This window comes from Kitasatospora sp. MAA4, assembly GCF_029893355.1.
In the GTDB taxonomy this organism is placed as follows: domain Bacteria; phylum Actinomycetota; class Actinomycetes; order Streptomycetales; family Streptomycetaceae; genus Kitasatospora.
The window spans coordinates 113,820-139,102 of record NZ_JARZAI010000022.1; the positions used below are offsets into that span (position 1 = coordinate 113,820).

Genomic DNA, 25,283 nt, shown 5'->3' on the forward strand with positions numbered 1-25,283 from the left:
GGCCACCCAAGGCCACGGACTGAGAAGTCAGTCCGACTCGCGGCCGTAGGTGAGCAGGACGCTCGTGTCGAGGATCCACGGGCCGACGGTGATTTCGTCGCCGAAGGCGAACTTCTCGCGGGCGGTGTAGCCGGGTTGGGAGTGCGCGATGCCGGTGCCGTCGCGGGGGTCGACCAGGAGGTAGAGCGGGATGCCCATGGTGGCGTAGTCGCGGACCTTGGCGTCGTAGGCGCGGGAGGGGTTGGACCGGGGGACCACCTCGGTGACCAGGAGGACCGCGTGCGGTTCGATCGCGTTGATCGGTGCCACCGTGACGTCCGGTCGGTACAGCCGTCGCAGTCCCGGACACTCCACGGTGCTGCCGAGATGGACGGTGTGCCGGGGGTGGGTGCGGGGGAGTTGGGCGCGCAGTTGGTCGGCGACGTGGTGTGCCGCTTCGGCATGGGCGGCCGTCGGGGGCAGGCTCAGTACGACCTGGCCGTCGGCGATTTCGACTTTTCCGTAGGCCGCCACCCGCTCGGCGGCTGCGCGGAGTCTGGCGTAGGCCGCCGGGCTGGTGCTCATGTGCGCAGAGTAGCCGTGGCCGGGACCCGCCGACTCGCCATTGCCTGACGGGTCGCGTAGAGGGTGACGCCTGCGGCCAGGGTCATGGCGATCAGGCCGACCGTTGCCGAGCCGGGCCAGCCGACTGAGTGGTAGGCGTCGGCGCCGAGGGTGCCGCCGAGGCTGTTGCCGAGGTAGTAGGCGATCAGGTAGAGCGCGGAGGCCTGGGCGCGGCCGTGTTGGGCGGTGCGGCCGACGGAGGAGGAGGCGGTGGCGTGGCCGGCGAAGAAGCCGGCGGTGATCAGGACCAGGCCGAGCAGGGCGCAGGGCAGCGAGTCGGCCAGTGAGAGCAGGAGGCCGGCCGTGGTCAGGCCGATCGCCACGTAGAGCGCGCCGCGTCGTCCGAGCCGGGCGGCGAGGCGGCCGGCGCCGGCCGAGGCGGCGGTGCCGACCAGGTAGACCACGAAGATCGAGGCGGCGACCGACTGCGGCAGGTCGAAGGGCGCGGCGATCAACCGGAAACCGACCGTGTTGTAGACCGCGCCGAAGACCGCCATGAACAGCATGCCGAGCGCGTACAGCCGCAGCAGCAGCGGGTTGCGCAGGTGGGCGGAGATCGTTCCGGCCAGCGCGCGGGCGTCCACGGGGGTGCGCCGGAAGTGCCGGGCGGTGGGGATCAGCAGCCGGAACGCGACGGCGGCGAGCAGCGCGAGCAGGGCGGAGGCGGCCAGTCCCCAGCGCCAGCCCCAGGCGGCGCCGACCCAGCCGGAGACCAGCCGGCCGCCCATCCCGCCGATGCTGTTGCCGGCCACGTACAGGCCCATCGCGGAGGCCAGCGCGCTCGGGTGCACCTCCTCGGCCAGGTAGGCCATCGCGGTGGCGGGCAGTCCGGCCAGCGCGGCGCCCTGAAGTACCCGCAGGGCGACCAGCGCGCCCAGGCCGGGGGCGAACGGCAGGGCCAGCGCGATCACCGAGGCGGCGACCACCGACCCGGTCATCACGGCCGTGCGCCCGTACCGGTCGGAGAGTGCGCTGGCCGGGAGCAGCGCCAGGGCGAGTCCGAGGGTGGCGGCCGAGGCGGTCCAGCTGGCCTGGCCCGGGGTGAGGTGGAGGCCGCTGGAGAGCAGCGGCAGCAGGCCCTGGGTGGAGTACAGCAGGACGAAGGTGGCGATGCCGGCGGCGAACAGCGCGAGGTTGGAGCGCCGGAAGTCGCGCGAGCCGGGGCGCAGGCGCAGGTCGGCGGCGGGGGACGACAGGGGAAGGGCACCCACGGCAGTGGCTGCCCCGGTACTGGCGGGAGGCATGGCAACGACGCTAGACCTGTCCGTTCTGATGCGTCCAATACATGAGAACCGGATAATCCATGCGGTGACGTATGAATCTACTTCCGGTACCCCGCAGCCGCGCCTCGCCGAACTCGATCCGGACGCTCCGGCGGTGCTGCTCGCGCCGCGGCTGGCCCAGTTCGCGGCGGTGGCCAGGATCGAACACGTCACCCGGGCCGCCCAGTTGCTCGGTATGCCGCAGCCCACGCTGTCCCGGGCGGTGGCCCGTCTCGAGGAGGAGCTGGGGGTCGCGCTGCTGGTCCGGCAGGGCCGTACGGTCCGGCTCACCCGGGCCGGGCGGTTGCTGCTCGACGCGGTGGAGCGGGCGCTGGCGGAGGTCGAGCGCGGCGCGGAGGCGGTCCGCGCGGAGGCCGACCCGGTGTCGGGGCGGGTGGCCTTCGGCTTCCTCCACACCCTGGGGACGGACGCCGTCCCGGCGCTGCTGCGCGGGTTCCGGGCCGAGTATCCCCAGGTGCGCTTCCAGCTGGCCCAGGACTACGTGGCCGCGATGCTCGGGCGGATGCGGGCGGGCGAGCTGGACCTCTGCCTGGTCTCGCCGATCCCGGACGTGCCGGACCTGATCACCCGTCCGCTCGACGAGCAGCGGCTCTACCTGGTCGTATCGTCCGACCACCGCTTGGCGGGGCGGCGTCGGATCCGCCTGGCGGAGGTCGCCGAGGAGCCGTTCGTCGCGGTCGAACCGGGGTACGGACTGCGGCTGATCACCGACGAGTTCTGCGAGCAGGCCGGGTTCGCGCCGCGGATCGCCTTCGAGGGCGAGGAGGTGGAGACGCTGCGCGGACTGGTCGCGGCGGGCCTCGGGGTGGCGCTGCTGCCGCCGGGTCTGGTGCCGCGTCCGGGCGTGGTCGAGCTGGAGGTGACGGCGCCGCGGACCCGGCGGGCGATCGGTCTCGCCTGGCCGGCGGGCCGCCCGCTGACGCCACCGGTGGAGGCGTTCCGGGACTTCGTGCTCGCCCGGCGCGGCCGCCTGCTGGAACACGACTGAACACGACTGGACACACGACCGGACACACGACTGAACGGTGATGAACGGAGCGCGCTGGGGCAGCGTGGCGGATAGGATTCTACGCGCGTAGGGGCTACACTCCCGCAATGGAAAAGCAGATCCCTGTCCCCGCGGGCACCACGGCCCCGCGTATCCCCACCGCCGACCAGATCAAGCGGGCACCGAAGGTGCTGCTGCACGACCACCTGGACGGCGGCCTGCGCCCCGAGACCATCGTCGAGCTGGCGGCCGCCTGCGGCTACCAGGGGCTCCCCACCACCGACCCGGCCAAGCTGGGCATCTGGTTCCGTGAGGCCGCCGACTCCGGCTCCCTCGTCCGCTACCTGGAGACCTTCGCGCACACCTGCGCCGTCATGCAGACCCGCGAGGCGCTGGTCAAGGTCGCCGCCGACTGCGCCGAGGACCTGGCCGCCGACGGCGTGGTCTACGCCGAGGTGCGCTACGCCCCCGAGCAGCACCTGGAGGCCGGGCTGACCCTCGACGAGGTCGTCGAGGCGGTCAACGCGGGCTTCCGCCTCGGTGAGGCCAACGCCAAGGCGAACGGCCGCCGGATCCGGGTCGGCACCCTGCTCACCGCGATGCGGCACGCCGCCCGCTCGCAGGAGATCGCCGAGCTGGCCAACCGCTACCGCGACCAGGGCGTCGTCGGCTTCGACATCGCGGGCGCGGAGGCCGGCCACCCGCCGACCCGCCACCAGGGCGCCTTCGACTACCTCAAGGGCGAGAACAACCACTTCACCATCCACGCGGGCGAGGCCTTCGGCCTGCCGTCGATCTGGGAGGCCCTGCAGTGCTGCGGCGCCGACCGGCTCGGCCACGGCGTGCGGATCATCGACGACATCACGGTCAACGACGACGGCACCGTCACGCTGGGCCGGCTGGCCGCGTACGTGCGCGACAAGCGGATCCCGCTGGAGATGTGCCCGACCTCCAACCTCCAGACGGCGGCGGCGAGTTCGTACGCCGAGCATCCGATCGGGCTGCTCAGCCGGCTGAAGTTCCGGGTCACCGTCAACACCGACAACCGGCTGATGAGCGGGACCAGCATGAGCCAGGAGTTCGCGCACCTGGTGGAGGCCTTCGACTACACCCTGGACGACATGTCCTGGTTCTCCACCAACGCCATGAAGTCGGCGTTCCTCCCGTTCGACGAGCGGCTCGCCATGATCAACGACGTGATCAAGCCCGGCTACGCCGAGCTCAAGGCCGAGTGGCTGTTCGGGACCTCTGTCTGACGCAGGGTCAGCAGGCTTTGAAAGTCAGCTGATCGGACTGTCTGACGAGTAATCCGAACGGGTTACGCGCCTTTGGTCCACACGCAGCACCGTGTCTACGGTGAGCCAGTCACTGATGACACGGTGCAGCGGCGTTCGCTTCGGCGGCCGCCTCGGCGATGGCCCTGGTGGCCGTCCGTGCGCCGGACCGACGAGGACACGAGGACGCACTCATGAAGCAGGCCACTCTGAAGGTCGCCGGTACCGCCGCGCTCGGCGTCGCGCTCGCTGCGGTCGCGGCCGGTTCCGCCTCCGCTGCCGCCGGGGCCGGCGGTCTCGGGCTCGGTGCCCCGCTGGACACCAGCAGCCTGAGCGGCGCCACCGGCACGCTGAGCAAGACCCCCGCGGTCGGCGGCCCGGTCGCGCAGACCATGGGCACGCTCAACCCGAGCGCCGGCGCCCCGGCCGCCGCGGCGCCCGCCGCCGACGCTCCGGCCCCGGCTGCTCCGGCTGCCGACGCTCCGGCCGGTGCGACGCGGGCCGGCGGGCTGCCGACCGGTGCGCTGACGGGCGTGGCCAACAAGCTCCCCGGCCCGGTCGCGGGCCTGGCGGGCGGCGTTGCGCCGGTCAGCGGCCTCGGCGGTATCGGCTGACGGTCGATCGGGCTGGCAGGGTCGGCTGTTCTGCGAAGTGCAGAACGGGCGGCCCTGTCGGCGTTTCGGGGACCTCGGGGTAGTCACGGCTCCTGCGGGAGCAGCAGCCACAGGGCCAGGTAGATCAGGAACTGCGGTCCGGGCAGCAGGCAGGACGCCAGGAAGATCAGCCGGACCGTCCACGCGGCGAGGCCGAAGCGCTCGGCGATCCCGGCGCAGACGCCGGCGATGACGCGGTTGTGGCGGGGGCGGGCGAGGGTGCGCATGGCGGGCTCCGAGTGGTCGGCGGTCCTGTCTGGCCCTGTCCCGGCTGCTCCGGGGGCCTGTGACCATCCTGCGGCGGCGGGCCCGGGCGGACGTCGGCCGCAGTGTCGATCCGCGACCCCGGAGTCTTCCCGGGGCGCGGCGACCGCTTCTCGGGGTCGCCGTCAGGGTCTCCCCGGAGCCGGTCGGGCTTAGCCCCGGCCGGACTTGACCAGGCTCGGCGGGCGCGGCGCGCTGACCAGCGGGCTGCCGGGGAGCGGGACGGGGAGCTTCCTGGGGCCGGCCGCTGCGGGCGGCTCCGACGGGCTCGACGGGCTCGGCGCGCGCTCGGCCGCGAGGCGTGCACGCAGCAGCGCGCGCCCGGAGGGCACCACCGCCAGATGCAGCAGCCCGGCACCGATCACCCCGAGCAGCATGTCGTCGACGTTCAGCACCTGCCCGGCCCACGAGGTCCGGAGGAACTCCAGCGCGGTGGAGATCACCGAGGTGGCCCCGACCACCTGCGCAAACGACGGCAGCCAGGCCGTCCGCAGCCGTCCCCCCGCCAGCGGGAGGAGCACGCCCAGCGGCGCCAGCGGCAGCAGGCCGTCGGCCAGCCGCCGCAGTCCGGCGGCAGCGCCGTCCTCGAAGGCCTGGCGGACCGAGTCGAACGGCGTCAGCGTGGTGTCTTCCGCCCAGCCGGTCGCGGTGGTGCGCAGAGCCAGCCAGCAGCTCAGGCCGAGGAAGAGCGCGAGCAGCACCAGCCCGGCGATCCGGGCGGTCCGGTGTACGGGATCCTGCGGGCGCCACGGGTTCGGCCCGGGTGAAGAACCTGGAGAAGAGCCGGGAGAAGAGCCGGATGAAGAGCCGGGCGTAGAGCCTGCCTCCGGCCGGGCCTCTGCGGCCTGCCGATGGGATCCGATCCGCACGCTGTCGCGCGCTCCACGCGCGCTGGTGCCATCTCGCTGCACGTCTCCCAGGACGCGGCGACCCGCCGCCGCGGTTCCCCGGTCCGCCACCGGCACGCCCAGCTACCCGCAGGTGGGCGTGCTGCTCGGGGTGGGGCTCGGGGTGGGGAGGGCGCTGAAGAGGCTGCCGGTCGGCGGCGGCGTCGTGGGGACGACGCTCGGCGCGGCCGGGCTGGGGCGGCCTGTGTTCCGCGGGGCGGTCACCGCCGGGGTGGCCGCGGCCGGTACGTGCACCGGGCTCGGGCAGGCCGTCCGGCTGGCCGGCGCGCCGGCGTCGACGGGGACGGCGGTCGGGCGGATCCCGCAGCCGGTGGCCAGGACCGCGGTCAGCGCCGCCGTCCCCAGCGCCACGGCCCAGCGCGCCTGTCGGCAGGACTCCGGCGCGGCCTGCGCGAGGGCGCGGACGGCGGCCCGGCGTGTCGTGCTGTCCAGCTGGTTCACCGCCCGGGCCTCCGCTCGGATCCGTCCGTGGTTCCTGTTGTTTCTGATGTCCCTGATGCCCCTGGGGTCCCCGGGGTCGCATCCTCGCCCGTCGCCGGGTCGGCGTCCGGTTCGGGGGGCGACACCGGCAGCGTCAGGGTGAACACCGCGCCGCCGCCGGACTCCTGCGGCGCGTTGGCGGCGGTGATGGTGCCGCCGTGGATCTGGGCGTTGGCCATCGCGATGGAGAGGCCGAGGCCGCTGCCCTCCGAGCGGGCCCGGCCCTTGTCGGCCTTGTAGAAGCGGTCGAAGACGTGCGGCAGCACGTCCTCCGGGATGCCCGGCCCGCTGTCCGAGACCGCCACCACGATCTGCCCCGGCAGCTGGGTGACCTTGACCCGGACCGGCGAGCCGCCGTGCTTGAGGGCGTTGCCGATCAGGTTGGCGAAGACCACGTCGAGCCGGCGCGGGTCGACCACCGCCAGCACGCCGCGCGGGGCGTCCACCTCCACCGCGTCGTACCAGGCCCGGCCGTCGATGCAGGACATGATCAGGTCGGCGATGTCCATCTCGTCCGCGACCAGCCGGGCGGTGCCCGCGTCGAAGCGGGTCACCTCCATCAGGTTCTCCACCAGGTCGGAGAGCCGGCGGGTCTCGCTGACCACCAGCCGGACGGCCGGCTCGATCATCGGGTCCAGCGACTCGGCCTCGTCCTCCAGGATGTCGGTGACCGCGGTCATCGCGGTCAGCGGCGTGCGCAGCTCGTGCGACATGTCGGCGACGAACCGCCGGCTCTGCGCCTCGCGCGCGCTCAGCTCCTCGACCTGGTTGTGCAGTGCCTCCGCGGTGCGGTTGAACGTCCTTGCCAGGTCCGAGAGTTCGTCCGCGCCGCTGACTTCGAGCCGGGTGTCCAGCCGGCCTTCGCCCAACCTCTTGGCCGCGTCCGCGAGTTGGCGAACCGGGCGGAGCACGGTCGCCGAGGCGGCCTGGGCCAGCAGGGTGGCCGCGATCAGCGCGAGCAGCGTGGCCACGGCCAACGACCAGCCCAGCGTGTTGAGATCGGCCCGTTCGTTGTCCAGGGACTTGAACATGTACGCCGTCAGCCCGGTCGGGACGATCTCGGTCCCGCCCACCACGAACGGCTCGCCGCCGATGTTCACCCGCTGCCAGTACAGGTGGTGCGCGAAGTCGTTGCCGGAGTCGACCGGCCGCGCCTTGGCGACCGCCGCCACCAGGGTCGGCGGCACCTGGCTCACGGTGAAGCGCGGGGTGGAGGCGGACACGCAGTTCGGCTGGTTCCGGTCCACCACGACCACGCTGTAGCTCAGCCCGAACGTCGCCACGTCCGAGGCGAACTGGGCGAGGTCGGCGCAGCTCGCGCCGAGCGGCAGGTTCGACACGTTGCGGGTCAGCGAGCCCCGGAAGTCGGTCAGCGCGTTGTCCTGGGCGCGCTTGAGCACCGCGTCGCGGTTGAGCCAGTAGGCGATCCCGGAAGCGGAGGAGGCGGCGGCCAGCGCGACCACGGCGAACACCGCGACCAGCCGTACCCGCAGCGAACTCAGCCGGAGCCGCCGCCACGGGCCGGAGGCTGGGCGGCGGCCGTTCTGATGGTCAGTCACGTGTCGGATTCGCTATCAGCAGAGGGTCAGGCGGGCGGGTCCAGACGATAGCCGACGCCGCGCACGGTGCGAATCAGGGTCGGCGCCGAAGGCACGTCCTCCACCTTCGCCCGCAGTCGCTGCACGCAGGCGTCCACCAGCCGGGAGTCGCCCAGGTAGTCGTGCTCCCAGACCAGCCGCAGCAGCTGCTGGCGGGAGAGCGCCTGGCCGGGGCGGCGGCTGAGTTCCAGCAGCAGTCGCAGCTCGGTGGGGGTCAGCTGGAGGTCCTCGCCGTCCTTGGTGACGGTCATCGCCGAGCGGTCGATCACCACCGAGCCGTAGGCGGAGGAGTCCGAGCTCTCCCGTTCGCCGCGCCGCAGCACGGCGCGGATCCGGGCGTCCAGGACGCGCGGCTGGACCGGCTTGACCACGTAGTCGTCGGCCCCGGACTCCAGGCCGACCACCACGTCGATGTCGTCGGAACGCGCGGTGAGCAGGATGATCGGCAGCTGGTCGGTGCGCCGGATGCGTCGGCAGACCTCGAAACCGTCGATCCCGGGCAGCATCACGTCCAGCACGATGAGGTCGGGCCGCTGCTCCTTGAAGAGCCGGAGGCCGTCTTCACCGGAGGCTGCGGCGGCCACGCGGTGGCCCTGGCGGGTGAGAGCGAGTTCGAGGCCGGTCCGGATGGCGTCGTCGTCCTCGATCAGTAGGAGGAAAGGCACCTGCTCATTCTGGCTCACCCGGTGAGCCCCGGGAACCGCCGGGCCCAGGCCGGCGTCTCCCAGTCCGACCGGCAGTGCGGGACGAAAGACCTTTTCCTGTGACACCGCTGTGACAGACGGCGGACACCGCCAAGACGGGCGGCGGGCAAGATTTTCCTTGTCGCCGAAACGGACCGGCCGCGGAGCAGCTCGAAGAGCAGCCCAACGGCCCCCGGGACGGCGGCGGGCAAGGGAACCGCTCGTACCGATCATGGGGGCGCACGATGAACGCAACGCTTCAGACCCGGGGCATCTCGGATGCACACAACCCGGCCGTCCGCGGCGCTCGTCCGTCGGGTCGCACCCGGATCGAACACTGCACGGGGGCCCGCCGGGTGAGCGGCGGGAGCAGGACGGGGGAGCTGTACGGGATCGGTCGTGCGGGGAGCGCGGCCGAGACCACCCAGACCCTCACGTTGCACGGGATACTCCCCGTGCGCGGCGAGGGCCAGGACCTCCCGGGGGGCCCCGGGAACGGTCCGCAGGCCGTCGGCTCGGGGGAGCCGGCGGTCGGATCGGTCGCGGGGGCGACCCTCTTCCGGCTCGCGCCGGTCGAGGACGGCAGTCGGCAGGGCGGACAGGGAGGCGTGCAGGGGGAGCCCTCGGCCGCCGCGGACGAACACCTGGCAGAGTTCACCGCGTATGTGCGCGAGCGCCGCGCCTCCCTGTACGCCACGGCCTACCACCTGACCGGCGACCGCTTCGAAGCCGAGGACCTGCTGCAGAGCGCGCTCTTCAGCACCTACCGCGCCTGGGGCCGGATCACCGACAAGGCGGCGGTCGGCGGCTACCTGCGCCGCACCATGACCAACCTGCACATCTCGGCCTGGCGCCGCCGCAAGCTCAACGAGTACCCGACCGAGGAGCTGCCGGAGACGGTCGGCGACACGGACGCGATGGGCGGCACCGAGCTGCGCGCCGTGCTCTGGCAGGCGCTGGCCAAGCTCCCGGAGAACCAGCGCACCATGCTGGTCCTGCGCTACTACGAGGGCCGCACCGACCCGGAGATCGCCGACATCCTCAACATCAGCGTCGGCACCGTCAAGAGCAGCATCTGGCGCTCGCTGCGCCGCCTGCGCGACGACGAGCAGCTCAACCGCACCGGCGACAGCGCCTTCGCATTCGGCGAGCTGGTCGCGTAACTCAGAACTTCCCGTCGGGGGACGGGTAGCAGATCGCGGGGCGTCGGCACCGGCTCGGGGGAGCCGCCGCCGATGGGGAAACCCGTGATCGCGCGGTAATCAGCTGGGCCCGGCGTCCTTGGGAGAAGACGCCGGGCCCAGCTGCATGCGCGGGTACCTCAGAGATCGAGCAGCCGACTGAGGTCGATCACGACCGGGAACGGCACCTCGACCTTCAGCTCCCCCGCGTGGAAGGAGCCGTCGGGGAGCGGGAGCGTAGACGCCGGACTCGCGGTCGAGCCAGAACTCGTAGACCTCCGGCAGGTCGTTCTCGCCGCGCTCGACCCGCCAGTAGTAGGGGATCCCGGCCTCGGCGTACAGGCCGGGCTTGAGATAGCGGTCCTCGCTGCGCGAGCCAGGGGAGACCACCTCGACATTTGCCGCCAGCCTAGGGAGTGGCCCGGAGTGCCGAACCGTTTCTCCGCGTGGCGAACTGGTGACCGGGCGGCCGTCAGGCGCTGAGAGCCTGCGGAGTCGGGCGGTGGGTGGCGACCTGGTGGACGCGGCGGGCGGCTTCGGGGCCGGCGCAGGCGTGGGCGCCGAGGGTGACCTGGCGGGCGACGATGCCGCGTTCGGCGCGCATCAGGCGCCAGCCGCGGCGCAGCAGGTAGGGGACGGACTTGCGGCCCTCGCGGACGTCGCGGCGGAAGCGCCGCCAGGCGGTGGTCAGCGGGCGGTTGCGCAGGCACAGGGCGTCCCCGAGCAGGCCCTCGGCCTCGCACTGGGCGACGAGTTCGGCGGCGAAGATGCCCTCGGCGATGAAGGCGGGGGCGCCGGCCAGGGTGAGCACGCGGCTGCCGGCCCGGCCGTTGGCGGGAATCGAGTACACCGGCACCTCGGCCCGGCCGGTCTCGACCAGGCGCCGGATGGCGGCCAGTGCCTCCTCGCGGTGCCAGGAGAGCGGCGAGTCCCAGTCGGTGCCGCCCTCGGGGAACTGGGGCAGGCTCGGGTCGTCGCCGTCCTTGTAGAAGTCGTCGAGCTGGAGCACGGGCAGTCCGGCGCGCTCGGCCAGCGAGGACTTCCCGGATCCCGAGGGCCCGGAGAGCAGCACCACACGGGCACGGGTGGTCGGTACGGGGTTCAGCGGGGAGTCACTCACGAGACACCAGTCTGACGCATCGGACGGGGTACTCGAAACCCGTGCGACAGGGATTGGTTCGGGGTATTAGGACGGGCCCGCGCCAGGGGGGGTGAGGCGCGGGCCCGTCAGTGGCGCGTCCGGGCCCCTGGGGGGGTAGGGGCACTGGGGACGGCCAGCTTCTGTGGAGTTGTACCCGGCGGGGCCGGGGCCGTGCAGCCTGGGCTACTGGCCCATCGGGTGCCAGACCGTCTTCGTCTCCAGGAAGGAGAGTAGCCGCTCGGTACCGGGGGCAACGGTCCAGTCCTGCGCCGCCGGATCGACCGCCGGGCGCAGCACTCGCTTCAATGTATCCGCAGCCGACGCTTCCAGGGCAATAGCCGCGCCGGGTCCTTCGTGGGCGATCGCTCCGGTCAGGTCCAGCGCGTTGACGTCCTGGTGCGAGGCGAGCGTCGGCGCGATGTCCGCGGTGCGGCCGGACAGCAGGTTGACGACGCCGCCCGGCAGGTCCGAGGTGGCCAGCACCTCGCCCAGCGAGAGCGCGGGCAGCGGTGCGTCGGTCGCGGCGGCGACGACCACCGTGTTGCCGGTGGCGATCACCGGGGCGATCACCGAGACCAGGCCGAGGAACGAGTGCCCGTACCCCGCCTGCGGCGCCACGACGCCGACCACGCCGGTCGGTTCCGGCACGGAGAGGTTGAAGTACGGTCCCGCCACCGGGTTGGCGCCGCCGGCGATCTGCGCCACCTTGTCCGTCCAGCCCGCGTACCAGACCCAGCGGTCGATGGCCTGGTCGACCAGGGCGGCGGCCTTCTTGGCGCCGATCCCCTCGGCGGCGGCGACCTCGGCGGCGAACTGCTCGCGTCGGCCCTGCAGCATCTCGGCGATCCGGTAGAGCACCTGGCCGCGGTTGTACGCGGTGGTGCCGGCCCAGCCCTTGACCGCCGCGCGGGCGGCAAGGACGGCGTCCCGGGTGTCCTTGCGGGTGCCGAGCGGCGCGTTCGCCAGCCACTGGCCCTTGCTGTCGCTCACCTCGTACACCCGTCCGCTCTCGGAACGCGGGAACTTCCCACCGACGAACAGCTTGTAGGTCTTCATCACGTCAAGCCGGATGACATCAGACATCGAGGTACGCCTCCAGGCCGTGGCGACCGCCCTCGCGGCCGTACCCCGACTCCTTGTAGCCGCCGAACGGCGAGGTCGGGTCGAACTTGTTGAAGGTGTTGGCCCACACCACGCCGGCCTTGAGCTGGTTCGCCATCCACAGGATGCGCGAGCCCTTCTCCGTCCAGACGCCCGCGGACAGCCCGTACGGCGTGTTGTTGGCCTTCTCGACCGCCTCGTTCGGCGTGCGGAAGGTCAGCACGGAGAGCACCGGGCCGAAGATCTCCTCGCGGGCGACGCGGTGCGCCTGGCTCACGCCGGTGAACAGCGTCGGCGCGAACCAGTAGCCGGTGGAGGGGAGTTGGCAGGACGGCGACCAGCGCTCGGCGCCCTCGGCCTCGCCGGCGGCGGTCAGCTCGGTGATCCGGGCCAGCTGGGCCGCGGAGTTGATGGCACCGATGTCGGTGTTCTTGTCCAGCGGGTCGCCGACCCGCAGGGTGGCCATCCGGCGCTTGAGCGCGTCCAGCACCTCGTCCTGGATCGACTCCTGGACCAGCAACCGCGAGCCCGCGCAGCAGACATGGCCCTGGTTGAAGAAGATGCCGTTGACGATGCCCTCGACCGCCTGGTCGATCGGCGCGTCGTCGAACACGATGTTCGCCGCCTTGCCGCCCAGCTCCAGCGACAACTTCTTGCGGCTGCCCGCGAGTTGACGGGCGATCGAGCGGCCGACGTTGGTCGAGCCGGTGAACGCGACCTTGTTGACGTCCGGGTGGGAGGTCAGCGCGGCGCCGGTCCGGCCGTCACCGGTGACGATGTTGACGACACCCTTGGGCAGACCGGCCTGCTGGCAGATCTCGGCGAACCGCAGCGCGGTCAGCGGGGTGGTCTCGGCCGGCTTGAGGACGACCGTGTTGCCGGTGGCGAGTGCCGGGGCGATCTTCCAGGCCAGCATCATCAGCGGGAAGTTCCACGGGATGACCTGCGCGGCCACGCCCAGCGGCTGGGGGTTGCGACCGAAGCCCGCGTAGTCCAGCTTGTCGGCCCAGCCCGCGTAGTAGAAGAAGTGCGCGGCGACCGTGGGGAGGTCGAAGTCGCGGGTCTCGCGGATCGGCTTGCCGTTGTCGATCGACTCCAGCACGGCCAGCTCGCGCGAGCGCTCCTGGATGATCCGGGCGATCCGGTACAGGTACTTGGCGCGCTCGCTGCCGGGCAGCGCGGACCAGTCGCCGAACGCCCTGCGGGCGGCCTTGACCGCGCGCTCGACGTCCTCGTCGGTGCCCTGCGCGAACTCGGCGAGCACCTGCTCGGTGGCCGGGTTGACGGTCTTCAGGGCCTCGCTGCCGCTGCTGTCGACGAACTCGCCGCCGATGAAGTGGCCGTAGGAGGTGGCGATGTCGCCGGCCGCGGCGGGGGACTCGGGCGCCGGGGCGTACTCGAAGAGGCCGCCGCTGCGCACGGGTGCCTCGCCGGTCTCGGTCTTCTTGTTCTTGGCCATGGGGTTCAGTCCACCGTCACGTAGTCGGGACCGGAGTACCGGCCGGTGGTCAGCTTCTGACGCTGCATCAGCAGATCGTTGAGCAGACTGGAGGCGCCGAAGCGGAACCAGTGCCCGGACAGCCAGTCGTCACCCAGGGTCTCGTTGACCATGACGAGGTACTTCATGGCGTCCTTGGTGGTCTTGATGCCACCGGCCGGCTTCACGCCGATCTGCACGCCGGTCTGCGCCCGGAAGTCGCGGACGGCCTCCAGCATCAGCAGGGTCACCGGCGGGGTGGCGTTGACCGCGACCTTGCCGGTGGAGGTCTTGATGAAGTCGGCGCCGGCCAGCATCGCCAGCCAGGAGGCGCGGCGCACGTTGTCGTACGTCTGCAGCTCGCCGGTTTCGAAGATCACCTTGAGGTGGGCGGCGGTGCCGTCGGCGCGCACGCAGGCCTGCTTGACGGCGACGATCTCCGCGAAGACGTCCATGTACCGGCCGGAGAGGAAGGCTCCGCGGTCGATCACCATGTCGATCTCGTCGGCACCGGCGGCCACCGCGTCGGCGGTGTCGGCCAGCTTCACCGGGAGCGAGGCGCGCCCGGCGGGGAAGGCGGTGGCGACCGACGCGACCTGGATCCGGGTGCCGGCCAGGGCCGCCTTCGCGGTGGCGACCATGTCCGGATAGACACAGATCGCGGCGACCTGGGGGGTGCCCGGGTCGCCCGGGTCGGGGTGCTTCCCCTTGGTGCACAGGGCGCGCACCTTGCCGACCGTGTCCGCGCCCTCCAGCGTGGTCAGGTCGATCATCGAGATGGCGAGGTCGATCGCGTAGGCCTTGGCCGACGTCTTGATCGAGCGAGTCCCGAGGGTGGCGGCGCGGGCTTCCAGGCCGACGGCGTCGACGCCGGGCAGGCCGTGCAGGAAGCGGCGGAGCGAGGCCTCGGACGCGGCGACGTCGCTCAGGCCGCCGCCCGCAGCGCCGGGGGCGTTGGCTGCAACAGTGGACATAGTCACCAGATCAGCATATCTACGCGCGTAGCCGTCCGCTAGCGGACCCCCTCTTCGATGCGGGAACGAGATCTGACCGGCGAGTCCACGGACGGGTGACATCGCGGGGCAATCGTTGCACTGTGACGCTGGTGCCGTCACACTGACGGCATGGATACCAAGCTGACCATCAGAGACGTCCCCGCCCACACGCGCGACATCCTGGCTGCCCGGGCGAAGCGCAAGCGGCAGTCGCTCAGTCGCTATGTCGCCGACATACTGGACAAGGAGGCTCAGACGCCGTCGATGGACGAAGCATTGGACCGCATCGCAGCCCGGCGCCGGCTCAGTGGCGGCAGTGAACTCGGCATCGAGGCCCTCCGTGAGTTGAGGGACTCCTCGTGAGTCTTGCGGTGATCGACTCGTCGGCGCTCGTCACGCTGCTGGTCTTCGACGATCCCAGGGCGGCCGCCGTTGAGGCCAGGTTGCGCAAGGGTGATGCGTTCTTCGCTCCCACGCTTCTCGACTACGAAGTCCTGAGCGCACTGCGCGGTATCGCAAGGAAGGACCCCCGGCTGACTGACGAGGTCGTCGCGGACGCCCTGGCCGATCTGCAGGATCTCCCTGTTCGACGGATGAAGGCGGATGCGCTGTTGCCCCGCATCTGGCAACTGCGTCACAACTGCAGTGCCTACGACGCGGCTTACGTGGCGTTGGCGGAGTCTCTGGGTGCCGCGCTGCTGACCTGCGACGCCCGACTGGGTGCCGCATCGGGTGTCCGCTGCACGGTGGAGGTGCTTGGGGGTGCGGCCTCATAAGGGTGTCCCCATTTGTGCAGCAGCCTGCTGCACAAATGGGGGCCGTGCGCGCACGGGACAATGAGCGGGTGACCAGCGCAGAGCACCCCGCATCCGCATCCCCCCGCAAGAAGGCCGGCCGGCGTCCCGGTGGGGCCGATACCCGGCAGGTCGTGCTGGAGGCGGCGCGGGCGGAGTTCGCGGCGCGGGGGTACGAGAAGGCGAGTATGCGGGCGATCGGGCGGGCGGCGGGGGTGGATGCGGCGCTGCTGCACCACTACTTCGGGACGAAGGACCGACTGTTCCTGGCGGCGCTGGAGTTTCCGGTGGATCCGCAGCTGGTGGTCGAGCAGGTGATCGCGGGGGATCCGGCGACGGTGGGCGAGCGGGTGGCGGGGTTCGTGCTGGGGGTGTGGGAGCAGCCCGAGGCGCTGGAGCGGATGCTCGCGCTGGTGCGCGCGGCGGCCACCACCGAGCAGGTGGCGCAGCTGATGCGGGGCTTCGTACTGGAGGAGCTGGTGCGCCGGGCGGTCGTTGAACTGGACGTCGAGCAGGCTGAGTTGCGGGTCGAGCTGGTGATGTCGCAGATCGTCGGGCTGGCCATGGCGCGCTATGTGATCGGCGTCGAGCCGCTCGCCTCGGCGACCCGCGAGGAGCTGCTGCCGCTGCTCGCGCCGACCTTCCAGCGGTACCTCACCGGCGCGTAGCGGCCGAGTAGTCGAGTAGGCGGGTCGCTTGACGGCGGAGGTCTGCGGCGAGAAACTCAACGCATGATGAATTCCACCGAAGCGCACGCGATCAGGGTGGCCGCCCTGACCGTGGTCCGCAGCGGCAGACCGGTGCTGCACGGCATCGACCTCGACGTCGCCCGCGGCTCGATCACCGGCCTGCTCGGCCCCAGCGGCTGCGGCAAGACCACGCTGCTGCGCGCGATCGTCGGCGTCCAGCGGACCGCCTCCGGCCGGGTGGAGGTGCTGGGCAGCCCGGCCGGGAGCGCGGCACTGCGCGACAGGGTCGGCTACGTCACCCAGGCGCCCTCGGTCTACGGCGATCTCTCGGTCGCCGAGAACCTGCGCTACTTCGCCGCGGTCCTCGGCGCACCGAACGGCGACCCCGCCCGGGTGGTCGCCCAGGTCGGGCTGGACGGGCGTGAGCGGGACCTGGTCTCCCGGCTCTCCGGCGGCCAGCGGGCCCGCGTCTCGCTGGCCGCCGCCCTGCTCGGCGCGCCCGAGCTGCTCGTGCTGGACGAGCCGACCGTCGGCCTGGACCCGGTGCTGCGCAGTGAGCTCTGGCGGCTCTTCCGCGAACTGGCCGACGCAGGAACGACCTTGCTGGTCTCCAGTCACGTGATGGACGAGGCCGTCCGCTGCGACCGGCTGCTGCTGATGCGCGAAGGGCGGCTGCTGGCGGACGACAGCCCGCAGGCGCTGCTGGAGCGCACCGGCGCCACCGACATCGACGCCGCCTTCCTGCGCCTGGTCGCGGACGCCGCCCCGACCGCTGTCCCGGTCACCCGACCGGAGGTCCGCTCGTGAACCTGTCCCGCACCCTCGCCACCGCCCGCCGCGTGCTCGCCCAACTGCGCCACGACCCCCGCACCCTGGCGCTGCTGCTGGTCGTCCCCTGCGTGCTGCTGACGCTGCTCAAGTACATGTTCGACGGCAGCCCGCAGGCCTTCGACCGGACCGGCGCCGCGCTGCTCGGCGTCTTCCCGCTGCTGGTGATGTTCCTGGTCACCTCGATCGCGATGCTGCGCGAGCGGACCACCGGGACGCTGGAACGGCTGCTCACCATGCCGCTCGGCAAGCTGGACCTGCTGCTCGGCTACGCGCTCGCCTTCGGAGCAGTGGCGCTGGTGCAGGCGGCCGCGGCCTCGGCGCTGACGCTGGGCCTGCTCGGCCTCAAGGTGGCCGGTCCGACCTGGCTGCTCTTCGCGGTGGCGCTCGGTAACGGCCTGCTCGGGATGGCCCTGGGGCTGCTCGTCTCGGCCTTCGCGGCCACCGAGTTCCAGGCCGTGCAGTTCCTGCCCGCCGTGCTGCTGCCGCAACTCCTGCTCTGCGGGCTCTTCGTGCCCCGCGACCGGATGGCCGGCGCGCTGCGCTGGGCCTCCGACGTGCTGCCGCTCTCCTACGCGGTGGACGCGATGACCAGGCTGACGGCGGCCGGCGGGGTGAGCGGCGCGGTGCTGCGCGACCTGGCGGTGATCGCCGTCGCCGCCCTGCTCGCTCTCGGCCTTGGTGCCGCCACCCTGCGCCGCCGGACCGGCTGACCACCGGACGACAGGGAATGTCACCGTTGCGGCCGAAAAGTGACCGGCGTGACTCCGGGGAAGCCGGGGCCCATGCGGCAGAATCGTCCTCATGACCGAATCCGACGGCACGCCCGACCCCGGCTCTGCCGCCCCCGCCGTCGAGCCGAAGTACGCGGACAGCGTCTTCCGCTCGAGCCCCGGCATCATCTCCGGCGTCCTGCTGCTCGCGATCGCCGGGTGGCTGATTGTCGACGCCATCATCAGCAGCTCGGGCAAGACGCCCTGGGTCGCGCTGGCCGCAGCCCCCGTGTTCGCACTCCCCGTGATCGCGTACACGCTGCGCCCGGCCGTGCTGGCGAACCGGGACCGGCTGCTGGTCCGCAACCCGCTGCGCACGCTCGTCGTCCCGTGGTCGCAGGTCGAGGATCTGCGGTCGACGTACTCGGCCGAGCTCACCGCGGGCGGCAAGACGTACCAGCTCTGGGCCGTCCCGGTCTCGCTGCGTCAGCGCAAGCGGGCCAACCGCGCGCCCTCCCCGCGGCGCTCCCCGGGCGACGGGGACCGCACCCGGGCCATGCGCGGCGCGGTGCCCGGCGCCCCGGACCCCACCCGTGCCTGGTCCGACCAGGTGGTCGACCTGCTCAAGGAGTCGGCCCGGGACAACGCCGGGCGACCGACCGCGAAGGGCGAGGTGGAGGTCACCTGGTGCTGGTGGGTCATCGCGCCGACGCTGGTCGGCCTGGCCGCACTGATCATCATCGTGGCGCTCTGACCCCACTCCGTACGACAGCGGCCTCCGACCCGGACGGGTCGGAGGCCGCTGTGGCGAGCGGGGTCAGATGCCCGCGGCCGCCGCGAGGTCCAGCTTCAGCGCGGCGAGCAGCTCGGCCGCCCGCTCCCGGGCCGCGGCGAGCCCGTCGGCCGCCTCCACCGGGAGGACGACCTCCAGGTAGCACTTGATCTTCGGCTCGGTCCCGGACGGGCGGACCACGATCCGCGCGCTGCGCACCGGCCCGCCGCTCAGGTAGTAGCGCAGGCCGTCGGTGGCGGGCAGCTCGGCCGAGCCGGCCGCCAGGTCGTCCGCGCGGTCCACGGTCAGCCCGGCCAGCACGGTCGGCGGCTGCTCGCGCAGTCGCCGCATGGCGTCGGCGATCAGCGACAGATCCTCGACCCGGGCGGAGAGCTGGTCGGTGGCGTGCAGGCCGTGCGCCAGCGCCAGCTCGTCCAGCAGGTCGGTCAGGGTGCGGCCGGACCGCTTGAGCCCGGCGGCCAGCTCGGCGATCACCAGGGCGGCGGTGACGCCGTCCTTGTCGCGCACGCCATCGGGGTCGACGCTGTAGCCGAGCGCCTCCTCGTAGCCGTAGCGCAGGCCCTCGGCGCGGGAGATCCACTTGAAGCCGGTGAGCGTCTCGCCGTACGGCAGGCCGGCCGCGGCGGCGATCCGGCCGAGCAGGGTGGAGGAGACGATGGTGGTCGCGAAGGTGCCCTTGGCGCCCTGGGCGACCAGTGCGGCGCCGAGCAGCGCGCCGACCTCGTCACCGCGCAGCATCCGCCAGCCGGCGGGGGAGGACGTGTCCGGGACGGCCACGGCGCAGCGGTCGGCGTCCGGGTCGTTGGCGATCACCAGGTCCGGGCCGACCGCGGCGGCGGTGCGGAAGGCCAGGTCCATCGCCCCGGGCTCCTCCGGGTTGGGGAAGGCCACGGTGGGGAAGTCGGGGTCCGGCTCGGCCTGCTCGGCGACCACGGTCGGGGTCGGGAAGCCGGCCAGCTCGAACGCGGCCACCAGGATGTCGCGGCCGACGCCGTGCAGCGGGGTGTAGACCACGTCGAGGTCGCGCGGGCCGGCCGGGTCGACGACGGTGAGCGCGCGGGCCAGGTAGGCGTCCATCACCTGGTGGTCGAGCAGCTGCCAGCCGTCTGCGGCCAGCGGCACGTCGGCCAGCGAGGCCACCGCGTCGATCTCGGCGGCGATCTGCGCGTCGGCCGGCGGGACGATCTGCGAGCCGTCGCCCAGGTAGACCTTGTAGCCGTTGTCCTGCGGCGGGTTGTGGCTGGCGGTCACCATCACACCGGCCGCGGCCCCCAGGTGGCGGATCGCGAAGGCCAGCACCGGGGTGGGCAGCGGGTGCGGCAGCAGCGCGGCGCGCAGGCCCGCGCCGACCATCACGGCGGCGGTGTCCCGGGCGAAGGCGTACGACTTGTGCCTGGCGTCGTAGCCGATCACCACGAGGTCGCCCTCGCCCGCCGCGCGGACGTAGGCGGCCAGGCCGGCGGCGGCCCGGATCACCACGGAACGGTTCATCCGCATCGGGCCCGCGCCCAGCTCGCCGCGCAGCCCGGCGGTGCCGAACTGCAGGCGGTCGGCGAACCGCTCGGCCAGCGCGGCCTCGTCCGGTCCGGCCAGCAGGGCGGCCAGCTCGGCGCGGGTCTCGGGATCGGGGTCCTCGGCCAGCCACTGCTGCGCCCGGGTGAGGAGGTCGGGGGTGCTTGCCTGAGCCATGCTGCGATTCTCCGGTGGAGGGTCGGTTGAGGGAACAAGGGCTGGGGGAAAAGGGCTGGGGGCCCGAGCCAGTGCCGGCCCGGACCCCCCGTTCACAGCGTCAGATCCGCTCGAGGACCTTCGCCAGCAGGGCGCCCATTCGCTCGGCGGAGGCCTTGCCGGCCTCCAGCACCTCGGCGTGGTTGAGCGGCTCGCCGGTGATCCCGGCGGCCAGGTTGGTCACCAGGGAGATCCCCAGCACCTCGGCGCCGGCCTCGCGGGCGGCGATCGCCTCCAGCGTGGTCGACATGCCGACCAGCTCGCCACCGATCACCCGGGCCATGTTGACCTCGGCCGGGGTCTCGTAGTGCGGGCCGCGGAACTGGACGTAGACGGCCTCGTCGAGGCTCGGGTCCACCTCCTTGCAGAGCGCGCGCAGCCGCGGCGAGTACAGGTCGGTGAGGTCGACGAAGTTGGCGCCGACGATCGGGGAGTCCGCGGTCAGGTTGATGTGGTCGCTGATCAGCACGGGCTGACCGGGCACCCAGCCCTCGCGCAGGCCACCGCAGCCGTTGGTGAGGACGATGGTCTTGCAACCGGCGGCGGCGGCGGTACGCACGCCGTGCACGACGGTCGCCACGCCGTGGCCCTCGTAGTAGTGGTTGCGGCCGAGGAAGATCAGCGCGAGCTTGCCGTCGCTGTCGCCGCCGGCGATCCGCACCGAGCGGATCTTGCCGGAGTGGCCGGCGACGGCGGGGGCGGGGAAGCCGGGAAGGTCGGTGGCCGGGAACTCGGCCACCGTCTCGCCCAGGGCGTCGGCGGCGGGCAGCCAGCCGGAGCCCATCACCAGGGCGACGTCGTGGCGCTCGGCACCGGTCAGCTCGCGCAGGCGGGCAGCGGCGGCCTGAGCGGCGGCATAGGGGTCGGCGGACACGGCGGACTGAGGAGATGCGTTCACGGATCCGAGGATAGACAAGAAATTCCTACGCGCGTAGACAGAGCCGTCATGCCGTGCCGGATCGTTACCCGGATCACCTGAAAGCACCAGGGACGGCGGGCTGTGGACCCGCCGTTTCGGAGGATCGTTCAGCAGGGGCGGCGGCGCAGATCGAGTACGTAGTCATGCGGCGCGCCGGCGCTCTCCGCGGCGTCGGCGATCAGCCCGAGGTAGCGGGCCGCGGGCAGGCCGCCCTCGTAGTCGTTCAGCACGTACGTCCACACCGGGATGTCGCCGTCCAGGGTGTGCGCGCGCAGCCGGACCTTGCGGTAGATGCCGAGCTGGAGGCCCTCCCAGCGGTCCAGGCCGTCCTCGTCCATCGGCGCCACGTCGTAGAGCGAGACGAAGACCTGCTCCTTCTCGTCCTCGACCACGGTGGCCAGCGAGCCCTCCCAGCCGAGCTGCTCCCCGCCGAAGGTCAGCCGCCAGCCGTCCAGCCAGCCGGTACCGCGCAGCGGCGAGTGCGGGGCGCGCCGGCTCATCTGCCGGGCATCGAGATTGGTGGCGTACGCGGCGTAGAGCGACATGGGCGTCAGCCTACGGGAGCGTCCGCGCGGCACCGGGCCCGGGTGTGGGCACCGTCACATGCCGCGGGCCCGGAAATGTGGGCACCGTCACATTCTGCTGGTGGAGCGCACAAATAGTCGGCCCCGTGGTGGCGGGCACCTCGGCGTGCGGGACAATGGTGCCGTGACTCGGATCGTGATCATCGGTGGCGGACCCGGCGGATATGAGGCAGCCCTGGTGGCGGCCCAGCTCGGCGCGGAGGTGACCGTCGTCGACCGCGACGGACTGGGCGGATCGGCGGTGCTGACGGACTGCGTCCCCTCCAAGACGCTGATCGCCACCGCCGAGGTGATGACCGGTTTCGACAGCTCGCACGGCGAGCTCGGCATCACCCTCGCCTGCGACGGCTCGGAGCGCGCGATCAGCGTGGACCTGGGCAAGGTCAACCGCCGTGTGAAGCGGCTGGCGATCGCGCAGTCCCACGACATCACCCAGTCCGTCACCCGGGCCGGCGTCACCGTGCTGCGCGGCCGCGGTCGGCTGGGCACCGGCGGCCAGGCCGCCGACGGTTCGCGCGAGGTGGTGGTGGAGGCCGCTGACGGCAGCACCCAGTCGCTGCGCGCCGACGCCGTACTGATCTCCACCGGCGCGCACCCGCGCGAGCTGCCGGACGCTGCGCCGGACGGCGAGCGGATCCTCACCTGGACCCAGGTCTACGACCTCGACGAGCTGCCGCGCGAGCTGATCGTGGTCGGCTCGGGCGTCACCGGCGCCGAGTTCGCGGGCGCCTACCAGGCGCTCGGCTCCAAGGTCACGCTGGTCTCCAGCCGCGACCGGGTGCTGCCCGGCGAGGACCCGGACGCCGCCGAGGTGCTGGAGGACGTCTTCCGCCGCCGCGGCATGAACGTGATGGGCCGCACCCGCGCCGAACGGGTCAAGAGGGTGGGCGACCGGGTCGAGGTCACCCTCGGCGACGGCACCGTGATCACCGGCACGCACTGCCTGATGGCGGTCGGCTCGATCCCGAACACCGCGGACATGGGCCTGGAGGAGGCCGGGGTCAAGCTCAACGACTGGGGCCAGGTCAAGGTCGACCGGGTCTCCCGCACCTCCGCTCCCGGCGTCTACGCGGCCGGCGACTGCACCGGCGTCTTCATGCTCGCCTCGGTCGCCGCCATGCAGGGCCGGATCGCGATGTACCACGCGCTCGGCGACGCGGTGCAGCCGCTGAACCTCAAGACGGTCTCCTCCAACGTCTTCACCGACCCCGAGATCGCCACCGTCGGCTACACCGCCGCCGACGTCTCCTGCGGGAAGATGGACGCGGTCGAGGTCAAGCTCCCCCTGCGCGGCAACCCGCGGGCCAAGATGCAGGGCATCCGGGACGGCTTCGTGAAGCTGTTCTGCCGCCCGGGCACCGGCATCGTGGTCGGCGGTGTCGTGGTCGCGCCGCGCGCGAGCGAGTTGATTCACTCGATCTCGCTCGCGGTCGACAACAACTTGACGGTCGAGCAGGTGGCGAGCGCGTTCACCGTGTACCCCTCGCTGTCCGGTTCCACCGCCGAGGCCGCCCGTCAGCTGCACATTCGCAAGCGCGCCGAGACCGATTCCTGATCGTTTCACCCGCCCGCGCAGCTACTTCGTCCGTACGGCAGGGGCGCGCGGGCGCGTTGCGGCGCGCATTGTACGGTCATGCGCCGCTCTCAGGTGAGCAGTTCCGGCTACTAGCGGCAAACGCCTGAAAGCAGACGGTCAGGGGGGTTACCGTCGGTTCTGTGTTTGCAGCAGAACGTCGCCAGTTGATCCTCGAAATGGTGCGCGCCAACGGAGCAGTGTCGCTCCGTGAACTGGCCCGCGTCGTCCAGACCTCCGAAGTGACCGTACGTCGAGACGTCCGGGCCCTGGAGGCCGAAGGGCTGCTCGACCGCCGTCACGGCGGCGCCGTGCTCCCCGGAGGCTTCAGCCGCGAGCCCGGCTATCCGCAGAAGACCCACCTGGCCGCCGCCGAGAAGAGCGCCATCGCCGATCTGGCGGCGACGCTCGTCGAGGAGGGGGACGCGGTGGTCATCGGTGCCGGCACCACCACCCAGGAGCTGGCCCGCCGGCTCGCCCGGGTGCCGGGCCTGACGGTCGTCACCAACTCCCTGCTGGTCGCCCAGGCGCTCGCGCACGCCAACCGGGTGGAGGTGGTGATGACCGGCGGGACGCTGCGCGGTTCCAACTACGCCCTGGTCGGCAGCGGTGCCGAGCAGTCGCTGCAGGGGCTGCGGGTCACCAAGGCATTCATCTCCGGCAGTGGGCTGACCGCCGAGCGCGGGCTCTCCACCACCAACATGCTCTCCGCGAGCGTGGACCGGGCGCTGGTGCAGTCGGCCACCGAGGTCATCGTCCTCGCCGACCACACCAAACTCGGCGCGGACACCATGTTCCAGACCGTGCCGACGGACGCCATCACCCGCCTGGTGACGGACGAGCACACCGCCGGCCACGACCCGACCGCCCGCGAGCTGGATGCGCTGGCCGACTGCGGGGTGCAGGTCTCGGTGGCCCCGCTCGGCCTGACCGCCGAGCCGCCAGGCCACGTCGGCCTGCCCCAGCACCCGCCGGCCCCCGGCGTGCCGCGCCGGACGGCCGGGGGGCCCGCTCCGGCGGCTGCCCCGCTGCCCGGCCAGCGCCGTCCCGGCACCCACGGCGCCCCCCCGGGCCACCTGCCGACCCGCTTCGCCGGGGTCCGCCCCTGAGCGAGGGTGGTACGGCGGTGGCCCGCCGGTCGAGGACCGGCGGGCCACCAGGGGAGACGACTGTGTGCGTCAGTCCTTGATCTCGCAGAGCGCGGCGCCGCTGCTCACGCTGGCGCCGACCTCGGCCGTCAGGCCGGTGATGGTGCCGGCCTTGTGGGCGTTGAGCGGCTGCTCCATCTTCATCGCCTCGAGGACGACGATCAGCTCGCCCTCTGCGACGACCTGGCCCTCCTCGACGGCGACCTTGACGATGGTGCCCTGCATCGGCGAGGCGAGGGTGTCCCCGCCGACCGCCGAGCCGGCCTTCTTCACGCCTGCCCGGCGCTTGGTCTTGGCGGCGACGCCGACCCCGCCCGTGGCAGCGGCCGAGGCACCCAGCGAGGACGGCAGCGAGACCTCGATCCGCTTGCCGCCGACCTCGACGACCACGGTCTCGCGGGTGTCCGCCTCGTCACCGTCCACCGCCGCGCCCGCGAAGGGGGCGATGGTGTTCTCGAAGGCGGTCTCGATCCAGCGGGTGTAGATGCTGAACGGCTCGTCGCTGCCGGTCAGCTCGGGGGCGAATGCCGGGTCGGTGACGACTGCGCGGTGGAAGGGGATGGCGGTGGCCATGCCTTCGACCTTGAATTCGGCCAGGGCGCGGGCGGCGCGTTGGAGGGCCTGCTTGCGGTCGCGGCCGGTGACGATGAGCTTGGCGAGCAGGGAGTCCCAGGCGGGGCCGATGACGGAGCCGGTTTCGACGCCGGCGTCCAGGCGTACGCCCGGGCCGGTGGGCGGGGCGAAGAGGGTGACGGTGCCGGGGGCGGGCAGGAAGCCGCGGCCGGGGTCCTCGCCGTTGATGCGGAACTCGAAGGAGTGGCCGCGCACGGGCGGGTCGTCGTAGCCGAGTTCCTCGCCGTCGGCGATGCGGAACATCTCGCGGAC

At 72.4% G+C, this 25,283-nt stretch carries 27 protein-coding genes; 12 read left to right on the forward strand and 15 right to left on the reverse strand.

All coding sequences use genetic code 11. The features are described from left to right. Positions 1 to 27 precede the first annotated feature (27 nt). Positions 28 to 564 carry a Uma2 family endonuclease gene (locus P3T37_RS26825; RefSeq protein WP_280726455.1) on the reverse strand — a complete coding sequence of 179 codons (537 nt, stop codon included), beginning with the start codon at positions 562 to 564 and terminating at the stop codon, positions 28 to 30. After that, the gene (locus P3T37_RS26830) at positions 561 to 1,847 is read right to left on the reverse strand and encodes an MFS transporter (RefSeq protein WP_280726456.1); all 1,287 of its coding nucleotides are present in this window, start codon (positions 1,845 to 1,847) and stop codon (positions 561 to 563) included. The genes P3T37_RS26825 and P3T37_RS26830 overlap by 4 nt, the downstream gene beginning before the upstream one ends. A gap of 64 nt (positions 1,848 to 1,911) precedes the next feature. Here P3T37_RS26830 and P3T37_RS26835 point away from each other — a divergent pair, with 64 nt between their 5' ends. The 3 genes from P3T37_RS26835 (at position 1,912) to P3T37_RS26845 (ending at position 4,762) form a co-directional block, all read left to right on the forward strand. Beyond that, a complete protein-coding gene (locus P3T37_RS26835; protein ID WP_280726457.1) occupies positions 1,912 to 2,874 on the forward strand; it encodes a LysR family transcriptional regulator in 963 nt (320 codons plus the stop codon). A gap of 107 nt (positions 2,875 to 2,981) precedes the next feature. Then, complete coding sequence (locus tag P3T37_RS26840) at positions 2,982 to 4,130, forward strand: adenosine deaminase (protein WP_280726458.1); 1,149 nt, start codon at positions 2,982 to 2,984, stop codon at positions 4,128 to 4,130. A 212-nt stretch (positions 4,131 to 4,342) separates the two neighbouring features. Then, a complete protein-coding gene (locus tag P3T37_RS26845) occupies positions 4,343 to 4,762 on the forward strand; it encodes a hypothetical protein (protein WP_280726459.1) in 420 nt (139 codons plus the stop codon). A gap of 83 nt (positions 4,763 to 4,845) precedes the next feature. On the opposite strand, the gene P3T37_RS26850 is transcribed toward P3T37_RS26845, so the two are convergent. The 5 genes from P3T37_RS26850 to P3T37_RS26870 all read right to left on the reverse strand — a co-directional run bounded on the left by P3T37_RS26850 (position 4,846) and on the right by P3T37_RS26870 (position 8,716). Continuing rightward, positions 4,846 to 5,028 (reverse strand): PspC domain-containing protein, encoded by a 183-nt coding sequence (locus P3T37_RS26850; RefSeq protein ID WP_280726460.1) that lies wholly within the window; start codon positions 5,026 to 5,028, stop codon positions 4,846 to 4,848. A 189-nt stretch (positions 5,029 to 5,217) separates the two neighbouring features. After that, positions 5,218 to 5,766: a VanZ family protein gene (locus P3T37_RS26855; protein ID WP_280726461.1), complete on the reverse strand. Its 549-nt coding sequence runs from the start codon at positions 5,764 to 5,766 to the stop codon at positions 5,218 to 5,220. A gap of 270 nt (positions 5,767 to 6,036) precedes the next feature. Further along, a complete protein-coding gene (locus tag P3T37_RS26860; RefSeq protein WP_280726462.1) occupies positions 6,037 to 6,414 on the reverse strand; it encodes a hypothetical protein in 378 nt (125 codons plus the stop codon). Next, positions 6,411 to 8,012, reverse strand: a complete 1,602-nt coding sequence (locus tag P3T37_RS26865; RefSeq protein WP_280726463.1) for a HAMP domain-containing sensor histidine kinase — start codon at positions 8,010 to 8,012, stop codon at positions 6,411 to 6,413. The genes P3T37_RS26860 and P3T37_RS26865 overlap by 4 nt, the downstream gene beginning before the upstream one ends. A gap of 26 nt (positions 8,013 to 8,038) precedes the next feature. After that, positions 8,039 to 8,716, reverse strand: coding sequence for a response regulator transcription factor (locus P3T37_RS26870; protein ID WP_280726464.1), 678 nt, complete (start codon positions 8,714 to 8,716; stop codon positions 8,039 to 8,041). Between the two features lie 263 nt (positions 8,717 to 8,979). Between P3T37_RS26870 and P3T37_RS26875 the strand changes: the two genes are divergently transcribed. Beyond that, positions 8,980 to 9,897, forward strand: a complete 918-nt coding sequence (locus P3T37_RS26875) for a SigE family RNA polymerase sigma factor (protein ID WP_280726466.1) — start codon at positions 8,980 to 8,982, stop codon at positions 9,895 to 9,897. Positions 9,898 to 10,387: 490 nt separating this feature from the next. Here P3T37_RS26875 and P3T37_RS26885 read toward each other — a convergent pair whose 3' ends face one another. The 4 genes from P3T37_RS26885 to deoC all read right to left on the reverse strand — a co-directional run bounded on the left by P3T37_RS26885 (position 10,388) and on the right by deoC (position 14,608). Then, positions 10,388 to 11,035: an ATP-binding protein gene (locus P3T37_RS26885; RefSeq protein WP_280726468.1), complete on the reverse strand. Its 648-nt coding sequence runs from the start codon at positions 11,033 to 11,035 to the stop codon at positions 10,388 to 10,390. A 204-nt stretch (positions 11,036 to 11,239) separates the two neighbouring features. Beyond that, entirely contained in the window at positions 11,240 to 12,139 is a 900-nt protein-coding gene (locus P3T37_RS26890; protein WP_280726469.1) for an aldehyde dehydrogenase family protein, read from the reverse strand. Next, positions 12,132 to 13,616: an aldehyde dehydrogenase family protein gene (locus P3T37_RS26895; RefSeq protein WP_280726470.1), complete on the reverse strand. Its 1,485-nt coding sequence runs from the start codon at positions 13,614 to 13,616 to the stop codon at positions 12,132 to 12,134. The genes P3T37_RS26890 and P3T37_RS26895 overlap by 8 nt, the downstream gene beginning before the upstream one ends. 5 nt (positions 13,617 to 13,621) lie before the next feature. Next, positions 13,622 to 14,608 (reverse strand): deoxyribose-phosphate aldolase, encoded by a 987-nt coding sequence (gene deoC, locus P3T37_RS26900; RefSeq protein WP_280726471.1) that lies wholly within the window; start codon positions 14,606 to 14,608, stop codon positions 13,622 to 13,624. 150 nt (positions 14,609 to 14,758) lie between these two features. Here deoC and P3T37_RS26905 point away from each other — a divergent pair, with 150 nt between their 5' ends. The 6 genes from P3T37_RS26905 (at position 14,759) to P3T37_RS26930 (ending at position 18,407) form a co-directional block, all read left to right on the forward strand. Next, positions 14,759 to 14,992, forward strand: a complete 234-nt coding sequence (locus P3T37_RS26905; protein WP_280726473.1) for an antitoxin — start codon at positions 14,759 to 14,761, stop codon at positions 14,990 to 14,992. After that, complete coding sequence (locus P3T37_RS26910) at positions 14,989 to 15,405, forward strand: type II toxin-antitoxin system VapC family toxin (RefSeq protein ID WP_280726475.1); 417 nt, start codon at positions 14,989 to 14,991, stop codon at positions 15,403 to 15,405. Before P3T37_RS26905 ends, P3T37_RS26910 begins: the two co-directional genes overlap by 4 nt. A gap of 68 nt (positions 15,406 to 15,473) precedes the next feature. Beyond that, positions 15,474 to 16,091, forward strand: a complete 618-nt coding sequence (locus tag P3T37_RS26915) for a TetR family transcriptional regulator (protein ID WP_280726476.1) — start codon at positions 15,474 to 15,476, stop codon at positions 16,089 to 16,091. 63 nt (positions 16,092 to 16,154) lie between these two features. Beyond that, complete coding sequence (locus P3T37_RS26920; RefSeq protein ID WP_280726477.1) at positions 16,155 to 16,919, forward strand: ABC transporter ATP-binding protein; 765 nt, start codon at positions 16,155 to 16,157, stop codon at positions 16,917 to 16,919. After that, the gene (locus tag P3T37_RS26925; RefSeq protein WP_280726478.1) at positions 16,916 to 17,653 is read left to right on the forward strand and encodes an ABC transporter permease; all 738 of its coding nucleotides are present in this window, start codon (positions 16,916 to 16,918) and stop codon (positions 17,651 to 17,653) included. Before P3T37_RS26920 ends, P3T37_RS26925 begins: the two co-directional genes overlap by 4 nt. A gap of 91 nt (positions 17,654 to 17,744) precedes the next feature. Continuing rightward, positions 17,745 to 18,407, forward strand: a complete 663-nt coding sequence (locus tag P3T37_RS26930) for a PH domain-containing protein (protein WP_280726479.1) — start codon at positions 17,745 to 17,747, stop codon at positions 18,405 to 18,407. Positions 18,408 to 18,470: 63 nt separating this feature from the next. Here P3T37_RS26930 and P3T37_RS26935 read toward each other — a convergent pair whose 3' ends face one another. The 3 genes from P3T37_RS26935 to P3T37_RS26945 form a co-directional block, all read right to left on the reverse strand. Then, complete coding sequence (locus P3T37_RS26935) at positions 18,471 to 20,135, reverse strand: phospho-sugar mutase (RefSeq protein ID WP_280726480.1); 1,665 nt, start codon at positions 20,133 to 20,135, stop codon at positions 18,471 to 18,473. A gap of 100 nt (positions 20,136 to 20,235) precedes the next feature. Beyond that, positions 20,236 to 21,072, reverse strand: a complete 837-nt coding sequence (locus P3T37_RS26940; RefSeq protein ID WP_280726481.1) for a purine-nucleoside phosphorylase — start codon at positions 21,070 to 21,072, stop codon at positions 20,236 to 20,238. Between the two features lie 128 nt (positions 21,073 to 21,200). Beyond that, entirely contained in the window at positions 21,201 to 21,638 is a 438-nt protein-coding gene (locus tag P3T37_RS26945; RefSeq protein ID WP_280726482.1) for a gamma-glutamylcyclotransferase, read from the reverse strand. Between the two features lie 163 nt (positions 21,639 to 21,801). Here P3T37_RS26945 and P3T37_RS26950 point away from each other — a divergent pair, with 163 nt between their 5' ends. Beyond that, positions 21,802 to 23,232 carry an NAD(P)H-quinone dehydrogenase gene (locus tag P3T37_RS26950; protein WP_280726483.1) on the forward strand — a complete coding sequence of 477 codons (1,431 nt, stop codon included), beginning with the start codon at positions 21,802 to 21,804 and terminating at the stop codon, positions 23,230 to 23,232. Positions 23,233 to 23,393: 161 nt separating this feature from the next. Then, positions 23,394 to 24,359 carry a DeoR/GlpR family DNA-binding transcription regulator gene (locus P3T37_RS26955; RefSeq protein WP_280726484.1) on the forward strand — a complete coding sequence of 322 codons (966 nt, stop codon included), beginning with the start codon at positions 23,394 to 23,396 and terminating at the stop codon, positions 24,357 to 24,359. Positions 24,360 to 24,428: 69 nt separating this feature from the next. Here the strand turns inward: P3T37_RS26955 and P3T37_RS26960 are convergent. After that, positions 24,429 to 25,283 (reverse strand): biotin/lipoyl-containing protein (locus tag P3T37_RS26960; RefSeq protein ID WP_280726485.1); only part of this gene is annotated, 855 nt, incomplete at its 5' end.

Bases quoted from the DNA above. Each gene is read 5' to 3' on its own strand.
- P3T37_RS26930 (WP_280726479.1), top strand. From the start codon at position 17,745: ATGACCGAATCCGACGGCACGCCCGACCCCGGCTCTGCCGCCCCCGCC.
- P3T37_RS26845 (WP_280726459.1), top strand. From the start codon at position 4,343: ATGAAGCAGGCCACTCTGAAGGTCGCCGGTACCGCCGCGCTCGGCGTC.
- P3T37_RS26875 (WP_280726466.1), top strand. From the start codon at position 8,980: ATGAACGCAACGCTTCAGACCCGGGGCATCTCGGATGCACACAACCCG.
- P3T37_RS26830 (WP_280726456.1), bottom strand. From the start codon at position 1,847: ATGCCTCCCGCCAGTACCGGGGCAGCCACTGCCGTGGGTGCCCTTCCC.
- P3T37_RS26840 (WP_280726458.1), top strand. From the start codon at position 2,982: ATGGAAAAGCAGATCCCTGTCCCCGCGGGCACCACGGCCCCGCGTATC.
- P3T37_RS26935 (WP_280726480.1), bottom strand. From the start codon at position 20,135: ATGGCTCAGGCAAGCACCCCCGACCTCCTCACCCGGGCGCAGCAGTGG.
- P3T37_RS26850 (WP_280726460.1), bottom strand. From the start codon at position 5,028: ATGCGCACCCTCGCCCGCCCCCGCCACAACCGCGTCATCGCCGGCGTC.
- deoC (WP_280726471.1), bottom strand. From the start codon at position 14,608: ATGTCCACTGTTGCAGCCAACGCCCCCGGCGCTGCGGGCGGCGGCCTG.
- P3T37_RS26825 (WP_280726455.1), bottom strand. From the start codon at position 564: ATGAGCACCAGCCCGGCGGCCTACGCCAGACTCCGCGCAGCCGCCGAG.
- P3T37_RS26890 (WP_280726469.1), bottom strand. From the start codon at position 12,139: ATGTCTGATGTCATCCGGCTTGACGTGATGAAGACCTACAAGCTGTTC.
- P3T37_RS26895 (WP_280726470.1), bottom strand. From the start codon at position 13,616: ATGGCCAAGAACAAGAAGACCGAGACCGGCGAGGCACCCGTGCGCAGC.
- P3T37_RS26920 (WP_280726477.1), top strand. From the start codon at position 16,155: ATGATGAATTCCACCGAAGCGCACGCGATCAGGGTGGCCGCCCTGACC.
- P3T37_RS26905 (WP_280726473.1), top strand. From the start codon at position 14,759: ATGGATACCAAGCTGACCATCAGAGACGTCCCCGCCCACACGCGCGAC.
- P3T37_RS26945 (WP_280726482.1), bottom strand. From the start codon at position 21,638: ATGTCGCTCTACGCCGCGTACGCCACCAATCTCGATGCCCGGCAGATG.